We start from the raw sequence: 11377 nt of genomic DNA on the forward strand, positions 1-11377 counted from the left end.
CGGCCGCTCGGCCGTCCGGGCCTGCACCCGGGCCCGCACCCCGTACGACCCGACCCCGGGAGACCCACCCCATGCCTGCCCGTCCCGTGCCCCAGGTCCGCTACGGCGGCGACTACAACCCCGAGCAGTGGCCGAAGGACGTGTGGGAGGACGACCACCACGCGTTCGACCTCGCGGGCGTCACGACGCTCACCGTCGGGGTGTTCGCCTGGGCGCACCTGCAGCCCGCCGAGGACCGGTACGACTTCTCGACGCTCGACGCGATCGTCGAGCGCGCCGCGCAGGCCGGGCGGGAGGTCGTGCTGGCGACGCCGTCGGGGGCGATGCCGCCGTGGCTCGCGCGCGCCTACCCCGACGTGTGCCGGGTCGACATCGAGGGCCGCCGGCACGTGTACGGGCAGCGGCACAACCACTGCCCGTCGTCGCCGGACTTCCGGCGGCTGTCCGTCGCGATGGCGTCACGGCTCGCCGAGCGGTACGCGGGGCACCCCGCGGTCGTCGCCTGGCACGTCGGCAACGAGTACGGCGGCGCCTGCTACTGCGCGCACTGCGCCGCGGCGTTCCGCGTCTGGCTGCGCGAGCGGTACGGCACGCTCGACCGGCTCAACGAGGCGTGGAACGCGACGTTCTGGTCGCACACCTACACCGACTGGGACGAGGTCCAGCCGCCGTCGATGCTGTCCGAGCACTGGCGCGGCCCGAACCACACGGCGTTCCAGGGCACGACCCTCGACTACCGCCGGTTCATGTCCGACGCGCTGCTCGGCGGGTTCGTCGCGGAGAAGGCCGCGATCCGCGCCCGGGACACGACGACGCCCGTGACGACGAACTTCATGGGCCTCTACCAGCCGGTCGACTACCACCGCTGGGCGCCGCACCTGGACCTGGTGACGTGGGACAACTACCCGCCCGCCGACACCCCGCTGCGCACGGCCGCCCGGATGGCCGCGACGCACGCCGCGATGCGGGGCGTCGGCGGCGGCGCGCCGATCTGGGTCATGGAGCAGACGCCGTCGATCACCGCGTCGCGCGACGTCAACCCCGTGAAGCGTCCTGGCGTCCTCGGCCTGTGGACGTGGCAGTCCGTCGCGCACGGCGCCGACGCGACCCTGTACTTCCAGATGCGCCAGTCGAAGGGCGCGTGCGAGAAGTACCACGGCGCCGTCCTCGACCACACCGGCCGGACCGACACCCGCGTGTTCCGCGAGGTCGCCGCGCTCGGGTCGTCGCTCGCGACCCTCGGGGAGGGCGTGCTCGGCGCCCGGACGCCCGCCCGCGTCGCGCTGCTGCTCGACTGGGACTCGTGGTGGGCCGTCGAGATGACCGACGGCTACAACCGGCACGTCTCCTACGTGCAGACCCTGCTGCAGCACCACCGGGCCCTGTGGACCGCGAACGCGGCCGTCGACGTCGTGCCGGTCACGGCGGACCTGGCCGGGTACGACGTCGTCGTCGCCCCGCTGCTGCACGTGCTCAAGGGCGACGTCGTGGCGCGCCTGACCGCGTTCGTCGAGGGCGGCGGGTCGCTCGTCACGACCTTCTACGGCGGGAGGGTCGACGAGGACACCAACGCGTTCCTCGGCAGCCCCCCGCTCGACGACCTGCTCGGCGTGCGCGTCGAGGAGACCGACTCCGCGGCGCCCGACGTCACGAACCCCGTCACGCTGCTGCTCGGCGACGACGCCACGACGTCCGCCGCGTCGCTCGTCTTCGAGCTGCTCCACCCGCACGACGGGACCGAGGTCGTCGGCCGGTACGGCGCCGACTTCTACGCCGGCACCCCCGCGGTCACCCGGGCGACGCGCGGCGCGGGCGAGGCGTGGCACGTCGGCACCGGGCTCGACGACGACGGCGTCGCGCGGGTCCTGCGGCACGTGCTCGACCGGCACGGGCTCGTCGGGCCGCACGCCGACCAGCCGGCGCTCGAGGTCGTCGACCGCGTGCAGCCCGACGGCACCCGGTACCGGTTCGTCCTGCACCACGGCGACGTCCCGCTGACCGTGACGTCGCAGGTCGAGGGCACCGACGCCCTCACGGGCCGCGTCGTGTGCCGCGGAGAGCGCCTCACGCTCGCGCCGACCGAGGTGCTCGTGCTGGTCGACGCGGCGGCGGTGGACGCCGTGGACGCTGCCGACGTCGCCGACGCCGCGGACTCCGCCTACGTCGCGGGGGAGCGGTGAGCGCCGCGCGCGTCGTCGTCCCCGCCGGGCCCGGCACGCCCCTGCCCGACGCGTGGCGCGCGTGCGTCGGCACCGGTCGCCTCAACCTCGCGCTGCGGTCCGACTACCGCGAGTCCCTGGCCCTCGCGCAGCGCGACATCGGCTTCCGGCACATCCGCGGCCACGGCCTGCTCTCCGACGACCTGGGCATCTACCGCCCCTGGTCGCACGAGGGCCGCTCCGGGGTGCGGCACGCGTTCACGTACGCCGACCAGGTGCACGACACGTTCCTGTCGCTCGGCGTCCGCCCGTTCGTCGAGCTCGGCTTCATGCCGTCGGCGCTCGCGTCGGGCGACCAGACGGTGTTCTGGTGGCAGGGCAACGTGACGCCCCCGTCGTCGTGGTCCGCGTGGGAGGACCTCGTGACGGCCGTGGTCCGGCACCTCGTCGACCGGTACGGGATCGAGGAGGTCCGCACCTGGCCGGTCGAGGTGTGGAACGAGCCGAACCTCACGCAGTTCTGGCAGGGCGCCGACCAGGCCGCCTACCTGCGGCTCTACGAGGTCACGGCGCGCGCCGTCAAGGACGTCGACGCGGCGCTCCAGGTCGGCGGGCCCGCGATCTCACCCGGCGCCGACGAGTGGTGGGCGCCGTTCGCCGACTTCGTCGCCGCGCGCGACGTGCCGTGCGACTTCGTCAGCTTCCACGCGTACGCGTCGGGCCCGGCGCAGCACGTCCCCTTCGGGACCTACCAGGCCCTCGCCCCGCCGCAGCGGCTGCTCGACCAGTTCGCGACCCCCCGACGGCTGCTCGCCGGCACCGCGCTCGCGGACCGCCCGCGGCACGTCACCGAGTTCAACACCTCCTACCGCCCCGACAACCCCGTCCACGACACCGCCTACAACGCCGCCTACCTGGCGCCCGTCCTCGCGGGCGGCGGCGACCTCGTCGACTCGTTCTCCTACTGGACGTTCTGCGACGTGTTCGAGGAGGAGTGGATCCCGACGTCCTTCTTCCACGGCGGGTTCGGGCTGCTCACGCACCGCCAGGTGCCCAAGCCGACCTACCACCTGTACGCGTTCATGGCCCGGATGGGCGCCCGGGTGCTGGCCCGCGGGGACGACCACCTGGTCTGCACGGACGACGACGGGCGCGTCACCGTCCTCGCGTGGCAGCCCGTCGGGGGCACCGACGCCCCGGCGGCTGCCGAGCGGCACGAGGTGCGGCTGTCCGTCCCGGTGCGGGTGCCCGCAGCGTGGTCGACGTCGGCGTCGGGGTCGGTCTCGGGCGACCCGATGACCGCGTTCGTCGTCCGGCAGCGCGTCAACGAGGAGGACGGCAACGCGTTCGCGGCCTGGCGCGAGCTCGGCCGACCCTTCTCCCCGACCGACCGCCAGGTCGACGTCCTGCGCGACCTCGCCCGGCCCGCGTCGTCGCACACCGCCCTGCCCGTCGTCGACGGCCGCGTCGACCTGGACCTGTCGCTGTCCCGCCACGAGGTGACGTTCGTCGAGGTCACGCCTGTCGTCCCGACCACGCACGAGGGCCTCGACGACCGCCGCCTGCTCGGCGTCGACGACGGCCGGCTCGTCGCCGACCCGCCCGGCACGGGCCGCAGCGCGCGTCTCGTCGCCGGCGGTGCGGCAGGGTGAGCGTCGTGAGCCGGGACGCCGAACGCTTCTCCGAGGTCGGCCGCGGGGCCTTCTCCCGCGGGGCCGCGGCCGTGTACTGGGCGGTCGTCGTCGAGGCGCTGATCGTCCTCACGTCGGCGCCGGGCATCGTCGCGCTGCTCCTGCTCGACCGCTCGCCCGGCAACGCGCCGCTGTTCGCCCTCGCCGCCCTGCCGTTCGGTCCGTCGCTCGCCGCTGCCGTCTTCGCGTGGCGCGACTGGATGACCACGCCGCCGGGCGACCGCGACCTGCAGCCCGCCCGGCACTACTGGCGCGGGTACCGGCTCAACTGGCGCGACGTCCTGCGGTGGTGGGTGCCGACCCTCGTCGTCCTCGCGGTCCTGGGCGTCAACGTCGCCGGTGCGGGGGCGCTCGGCGGCGCCGGCGGCACGTTCGCGCTGGTGTCGCTGGTCCTTGCCGTGGCCGTCCTCGCGTGGGCGGGTCACGCCCTCGTGCTGTCCTCCCTGTTCGCGTTCCGCACGCGCGACGTCGCGCGCCTCGCCGCGTACTACCTGGCCGCCAGGCCCGTCAGCAGCCTCGGCGTCGTCGCCCTGCTCGTCGTCGCCGCCGGTGTCGCCGTGCTCGCGACCGACTGGCTCCTCGTGCTGCTCGCGTCCCCGCTGGTCGCCCTGCTGGTCCGCAACGCGGGCCCGGTGATCGCGGACGCGACCGACCGCTTCACGACGTCCTGACCCCGAGGCGTCCGGGGGACGCGCCGAGGCCGCCGCGATCGGCCCCAGCGGGTACGGCGACCTGCGCGGCGGCCCGAGCGTTATCGGCACCGTCCCGGACGACGCAGCCCCGGTGTGGAAGGTCTGTCGCGAGGAGTGCGACAGACCTTCCACGCGCCGGTCGCGCTGCTGATGCGCAGCGCGGGGACGGTGATCGCGGTCGCGGCTACGCGCTCGACGGCGTCCTGACCCCCGGACGCGCGGTCATGGCCGCCCTCACCTCGGGTCCGCGGCATCGTGACTGAACCGTTGCACAAAGGGGGCCGCGCGCCGGCCCCGCACCGCCTAGGTTCGACGGCGCCGACCCCACCCGGACAGGTCGTCGCCGTCGTCGAGGAGCGTCATGCCCAGTCCCCGCCCGCACCGCCGAGACCCCCTGCGCCGCTCGCTCGGCCGCTCCCTGGCCGTCCTGGCCGCGGCCGCCGTCCTGCTCGGCAGCGGTGTGCAGCCGGCCACCGCCGCGATGCCGACGGCCGTCGACGGGACCGACCCCGCCGTCGCCGCCGCCGCGCTGGAGGCCACGACCGCCACCGTCGCCCTGTCGGCCAACCCCGTCCTCGTCGGGGCGCCGCTGACGGCCACGGCGACGCTGACGTCGGCGACGGGCGTCCCGACCGGCACGGTGACGTTCTCGGTCAACGGGACCGACTACGGGACGGTCGGGCTGGTCGACGGCGTGGCCTCGGTCGCGCTCGACGGGCTCGTGCCCGGCAGCTACTGGGTGCGCGCGCAGTACGCCGGCGACGCCACCCACGCCGCGACCGTCAAGCTCGCCCCGTTCCTGCGGGTCGGCGTCACCGACCTGCCGCTCGTCACCGAGGTGACGCCGGCCGTCGTCGGGGAGGAGGGCGGCGCCCGCGTCGCGCTGCTCGGCGCTTACCTCACCGCGGTGACGGGCGTGACGTTCGGCGGCGTCCCCGGCACCCTGGTCGACCGGGACGACTCGCGGCTCCTCGTCGAGGTGCCGCCGCACGCCCCCGGCACCGTCCAGGCCGTGGTGACGACCGTCGCCGGGACGTCGTCGCCCCTGCCGGTCGAGTACGTCGGGTCGAGCGCGGGCATGGTCTCGCGGGTGCCGGTGCGCATCGAGGACGAGTCGCACACCGGCCCGCAGCCGCACTGCCTCCAGGTGACCGGGACGAAGGGCGTCCCCGCGGGCGCCTCGGGCGTGATGCTCAACGTCACCGTCGTGGCGCCGTACCAGGTCGGCTACCTCACCGTCTACCCCGACGTGCCCGGACCGCGCCAGCCCACGTCCACGGTCAACTTCGAGGTCGGTCGGGAGGTCGCGAACGCGGCGTTCGTCGCGCTGCCCCCCAACGGGCGGCTCTGCTACGCCCGCGTCGGCGGGATCGCCCGCGTGATCCTCGACGTCACCGGCTTCACGATGCCCGGCTCCGGCACCGAGCTCCAGGACCCCGTGCGTCTGGTCGACACCCGCCCACGCCCTACCGCGTCGGCGAGGTGAACGGCCCGGTCGGTCCCGGCGTCGTGCACACCGTCCAGGTCGGTGGTCGGGCCGGCGTCCCCGCCGACGCGACCGCGGTGATCGTCAACGCGACCGTCACGAACGTCACCGGCCCCGGGAACCTGCGGGTCTTCCCCGCCGGCGCGCCGGTCCCGAACGCGTCCGTGCTCAACTACGCGCCGGGGAAGGACAAGGCGAACGCGGCGATCGTCGCGCTGTCGTCCTCGGGCCAGCTCTCCTTCTACTCCGACACCGACGGGTCGACCGTCGACGTGGTCCTCGACGTCACCGGGTACGTCACCGCCGGCGGCGTGTACGCGGGCGTCACCCCGGCGCGGGCGCTCGACACCCGCCCGGGTGCGGGGCACGTGGGCGACCTCGTCGGCCCGCTCGAGGCCCGGACGCCGTACACGTTCGCGCTGCCGGCCGCGAAGGTCCCGGCCGGTGCGACGTCGGTCGTGCTCAACGTCACCGCGATCGACCCCAGCGGGTACGGCAACCTGCGGGTCTACCCGAGCGGTCTCGGCGACGTCCCGTTCGCGTCGACGCTCAACTACGTCCCGGGGCGGGACATCCCGAACCTCGTCGTGGTGGACCTTCCCGACGACGGCTCGGCGACGGTCACGCTGTTCTCCGACATGGTCGCGGGCGGCACCGTGCACGTCGCCGCGGACGTCGCGGGGTACGTCGTCCCCTGACGACGGCGCCTGCGGGACGGATCCCGACGTGGGGAGGGCGGCGGACGCTGCCGCCCTCCCGTCCGCCAGGGTGCCCGCGATGCTCCCCTCGGGTGACATCCCGGGACGATGCGTGACGAGTCGCAGAAACGGGGCACATCGGGCGGACGTGTGACCTAGGGTCGGCTCGCCGACGCCTGCCGGGCGGTGCATGTCACGTCGAAGGAGCCTCCATGAGCCTCGTCCCCGCACCCGCACGGAGCCGCCGGCGCCGACCCCTGGGACGCGCGATGGTGGCGGCCGGCGTCGCCGCGGTGGTCGTCGCCGGGGCGGTGGCGCCCGCCGCCGCCGAGCCCGCGACGGGGACGATCGCGGGAACGGTCACGACCCCCGCGGGCGTCTCGCCGACGTTCGTCACGGTCCTGGTGCTCGACCCGGACGGCGGCGGCGCGGGGGGCGGTTCCGCACCCGTGGGCACCGACGGCACGTACCGCGTGGAGGACGTCCCCGCCGGCGACTGGGCGCTGCTCTTCGCGACCGGGGACAGCGACCTCATCCCCGAGTACTTCGACGACGCGGCCCTCCTCGCGACGTCGACGACCGTCGCGGTCGCCGGCGGCGGCACCGCGACCGCCGACGCGACGCTCGAGCTGGGCGGCGTGATCGAGGGCACCGTCCGGGACGGTGCAGGCAACCCCGTCGCGGGCGCCTTCGTCAACGCCTCCCGTTCCGACTGGTCGTCGGGCGGCGCGTACGACACGACCGACGACGAGGGCCGGTACCACCTCGGCGGCCTCCGCTCGGGCGGCTACCGGATCCTCGCGAACCCGCTCGGCGGGTCGTCCCTGCTCCTCGGGTGGGTGGGCGGTGGGACCAGCCAGCAGACCGCGGCGGTCATCGCCGCCCAGCAGGGCGTCACGGTCGTCGGTCAGGACGCGGTCCTGCCGACGGCGGGCATGGCCGCGGGCCGCCTCCGGAGCGCGACGGGCGCCGTCGTCGGCGGCACGGTCCAGTTCACCTCGGTCACCGACGCGGGCAACGTCGTCACGGTGACGACGGGCGCGGACGGCGAGTTCGAGGGACGCATGGCGCCCGGCCAGTACCGCATCCGGTTCTCCGGCCCGGCGGACAGTGCGCTCGCCCCGCAGTACTGGGGTGGCACCGCCGACGTCTCGGGCAGCGTCGCCATCTCGGTCGGCGCCGGTGCGACGTTCCCCCTCGGGAACGTCGTCCTGGCCTCGGGCGGCTCGATCACCGGCACCGTGACCGACGACGACGGGGAGCCGGTGGCCGGCGTGACCGTCACCGCCCGGTCCGGGCTGGTGCAGCGCACCGGAGTCACGGGCGCGGACGGCTCCTACACCGTCGCGGGACTCGCCACGGGCGCGTACACGGTGTCCTTCACGCCGCCCGCCGGCTCGGTCCTGCGTGCGGAGCACTACGACGACGCCGCCGCGTCCTGGGAGGCCGACGTGGTGGCGGTGACCACAGGGGCGACCACGGCCGGCATCGACGCCGAGCTCGCGGTGGGTGGGGGCATCGAGGGACGCGTGCTCGCTCCCGGCGGCGCCCCGCTCGCGGGCGCGAGCGTCCACGTCTGGCCTCGCGACCCCGGGACAGGTTCGGCGCCCACGCCCGCCACGACCGGCGCGGACGGTACGTATCACGTCGGGGGTCTCGCCGCGGGTGCGTGGGTCGTCGAGGTCGTCCCGCCCTTCGGGTCGACGCTCGCACGCGAGTTCTACCTCGACGCGACCACGAGCACGGCAGCGACGGCGGTCGACGTCACCGTCCGCGAGACGGAGCAGCTCGAGGACGTCGTCCTGGAGCCGGGAGCCTCCGTCTCGGGCGTCGTGCTCGACCCCGACGGGGCACCCGTCGCGGGGGCGTGGGTCGGTGCCCAGCGAGCAGGTGCGTCGACCGCACTCTCGGCGCAGACCGGTGCCGACGGCTCTTACACGATCATCGGTCTGCCCGCGGGCGGGTACCGGGTCCGCGTCTCGCCGCCCTGGACGAGCACGGATCTCGTGGCCGTCTACCACCCTGGCGTCGCCGCGTACGAGCAGGCGCAAGAGGTGACCGTCGCGGTCGGCGCGAGCCGGACCCTGCCCGCGACCCGGCTCCTGCGGGCCGGCGTCGTGAGCGGCACGATCACCCGGCCCGACGGCACGCCCGTCGCGGGCGCGTCGGTCAACGCCTACAGCGGGACGCAGGGCGGGTCGGCCACCACGGCCGCCGACGGCACCTACACGATCGGTCGTCTCTCGGCCGACGACTTCCGGGTCTCGGTGTCCTCCAGCGCGACGATGCTGGGCACCTACGACGGCGTCACGACCTACCACGACGGGCGGACCGGCACCCAGCGGCGTTCGCTCGCCACGACCGTCAGCGTCGTCGCCGGGCAGACGAGCGGTGAGGTCGACCTGGTCGTGCCTCCCCGAGGGCAGACCGCCCCCGACGTCACCGTGACGCTCGACCCGGCCACGCCCCGCATCGGCCGGCCGGTCACGGCCACGGTGCAGGTGGACGGCCCGCACGGACCGGCGGTCGGCGGCGTCGCGCAGCTCTCGCTGGGCGACGACCTCGGCGACGTCGTCCTGGGGGCGGACGGTCGCGGCGCGCTGACGTTCGACGCGTTCGCCCCTGAGTACGGCCTGCTCTTCGCGTGGTTCACGGGCACGGCGGCCTACGACGAGGGTCAGGGCACCGTGGAGTTCCTCGCGGTCGAGGACACGACCCCGCAGGTCACGGTTGTCGCACCCGCTGCCGGGAGCAGCGTCGGCGGGACCGTCGTGACCGTCACGGGCTCGGGGTTCACCCCGTCGAGCACGGTGACGTTCGGCGGCGTGCCCGCCGCGTCCGTGGTCGTCGACTCGGCGACCTCCCTGAGGGCGACGACGCCCACGCTGCCCGCCGGGCCCGCCCCGGTCGTCGTCACGACTGCCGGAGGTGCCAGCGCTGCCGACGTGGCCTTCACGGCGACCCCCGAACCGACGACCACCGTCCTCGCGCTCCCGGCGCGCACCGTGCTCGAGGGTGCTCCGGTGACGGTCACCGCGACCGTCTCGGCGGCCGCCGGGGTCCCGTCGGGGAACGTCACGTTCGCGGTGAACGACGCCCTGACGGTGGTGCCGGTCGTGGCCGGCGTCGCGACGCTCCGCCTGGACGGCCTCGCGCCCGGCACCTACGGCGTCCGGGCGGTCTACGCGGGCGGCGGCGGGTACGCCTCGTCCGCGACGTGGCGCTACCTCGACGTGATCGAGCGCGTCGCACCGGTCGTCTCCCAGGTCACGCCCGCCGCGGTCAGCGCCGCCGGCGGCCAGCGGGTCAAGGTCCGTGGCACGCACCTCACGGGGGCCACGGGCGTGTCGTTCGGCGGGGTCCCGGGCAGCCGCGTCACCGTGGTGGACGACGGTCTCCTCGAGGTCGACGTGCCGGCGCACCCGGCCGGCACCGTGCCCGTGGTCGTGACTACCCCGGCGGGCAGCTCCGCGCCGAGCGGTGCCGTGCAGTTCGTCGACACGAGCGCCGGCGTGGTGTCGCAGGTGCCCGTGCGCATCGAGGACGAGCTGCACGTCGGCGACCAGCCTCGGTGCCTCCAGGTCGCGGGGACGACGGGGGTGCCGGCGGGGGCGTCGGGCGTCACCCTCAACGTGACCGTGGTCGCGCCGTACGAGGTCGGCTACGTGACCGTCTACCCGGACGTCGCCGGGCCCCGTGAGGCCACGTCCACGGTGAACTTCGAGGTCGGTCAGGAGGTCGCGAACGCGGCGTTCGTCGCGCTGCCGGCGAACGGCCGGGTCTGCTATCGACCCGTCGGAGGGATCGCGCGGGTGCTGCTCGACGTCACCGGGTTCACCATGCCCGACTCGGGCACCGAGCTGCAGGACCCGGTCCGCCTGCTCGACACCCGGCCCGCTCCCTTCCGTGTCGGCGACGTGGACGGGCCCGTCGGGCCGCGCAGCGTGCACACCGTGCAGGTGCGCGGCCGTGCCGGGGTGCCCGCGGACGCCACCGCGGTCATCGTGAACGCGACGGTCACGAACGTCACCGGCCCGGGGAACCTGCGGCTCTTCCCCGCGGGTGCGGCGGTGCCGAACGCGTCGGTGCTCAACTACGCGCCGGGCAAGGACAAGGCGAACGCCGCGATCGTGGCGCTGTCGTCGTCGGGGCGGCTCTCGATCTTCTCCGACACCGACGGCGCGAGCGTGGACGTGGTCCTCGACGTCACCGGGTACGTCACGGGTGACGGCGCGTACCGGGGGGTCACCCCGTCGCGGGCGCTCGACACCCGCCCGGGCGCCGGTCACGTCGGCGACCTGACCGGCCCGCTGCCCGCCCGGACGCCGTCCACGTTCACTCTGCCGAGCGCAGCGGTGCCGGCGGGTGCGACGTCGGTCGTGCTGAACGTGACCGCGATCGGCCCGAACGGGCCCGGCAACCTGCGGGTCTACCCGTCCGGTCAGTCCGGCGTCCCGTACGCCTCGACGATCAACTACATCCCGGGCCGCGACATCCCGAACCTCGTGGTGGTGGACCTGCCCGACTCCGGTCCTGCGACGGTCACGCTGTACTCCGACATGGAGCCGGGCGGCACGGTGCACGTCGCCGCGGACGTCGCGGGGTTCGTCGTCCCCTGACGCCCGGTCCCGCGGGCCGCGCGCAGCCCCGG

General features: G+C 75.1%; 6 protein-coding genes. All 6 read left to right on the forward strand.

Annotated elements, in window-relative coordinates:
* The first annotated feature begins 71 nt into the window (after positions 1 to 71).
* A complete protein-coding gene (locus tag CBZ_RS16565; protein WP_130782590.1) occupies positions 72 to 2180 on the forward strand; it encodes a beta-galactosidase in 2109 nt (702 codons plus the stop codon).
* On the forward strand, positions 2177 to 3811 hold the full coding sequence (locus CBZ_RS16570; protein ID WP_174768692.1) for a GH39 family glycosyl hydrolase: 1635 nt from the start codon (positions 2177 to 2179) through the stop codon (positions 3809 to 3811). The genes CBZ_RS16565 and CBZ_RS16570 overlap by 4 nt, the downstream gene beginning before the upstream one ends.
* A gap of 5 nt (positions 3812 to 3816) precedes the next feature.
* A complete protein-coding gene (locus CBZ_RS16575; protein WP_130782591.1) occupies positions 3817 to 4521 on the forward strand; it encodes a DUF624 domain-containing protein in 705 nt (234 codons plus the stop codon).
* A gap of 382 nt (positions 4522 to 4903) precedes the next feature.
* The gene (locus CBZ_RS16580; protein WP_130782592.1) at positions 4904 to 6028 is read left to right on the forward strand and encodes an Ig-like domain repeat protein; all 1125 of its coding nucleotides are present in this window, start codon (positions 4904 to 4906) and stop codon (positions 6026 to 6028) included.
* The gene (locus CBZ_RS16585) at positions 6025 to 6726 is read left to right on the forward strand and encodes a hypothetical protein (RefSeq protein ID WP_130782593.1); all 702 of its coding nucleotides are present in this window, start codon (positions 6025 to 6027) and stop codon (positions 6724 to 6726) included. The genes CBZ_RS16580 and CBZ_RS16585 overlap by 4 nt, the downstream gene beginning before the upstream one ends.
* Positions 6727 to 6938: 212 nt before the next feature.
* A complete protein-coding gene (locus tag CBZ_RS16590; protein ID WP_130782594.1) occupies positions 6939 to 11345 on the forward strand; it encodes a carboxypeptidase regulatory-like domain-containing protein in 4407 nt (1468 codons plus the stop codon).
* The last annotated feature ends 32 nt before the right edge of the window (positions 11346 to 11377 follow it).

Source organism: Cellulomonas biazotea, from assembly GCF_004306155.1.
Taxonomy (GTDB): Bacteria; Actinomycetota; Actinomycetes; order Actinomycetales; family Cellulomonadaceae; genus Cellulomonas; species Cellulomonas biazotea.

Bases quoted from the DNA above. Each gene is read 5' to 3' on its own strand.
- CBZ_RS16590 (WP_130782594.1), top strand. From the start codon at position 6,939: ATGAGCCTCGTCCCCGCACCCGCACGGAGCCGCCGGCGCCGACCCCTG.
- CBZ_RS16580 (WP_130782592.1), top strand. From the start codon at position 4,904: ATGCCCAGTCCCCGCCCGCACCGCCGAGACCCCCTGCGCCGCTCGCTC.
- CBZ_RS16565 (WP_130782590.1), top strand. From the start codon at position 72: ATGCCTGCCCGTCCCGTGCCCCAGGTCCGCTACGGCGGCGACTACAAC.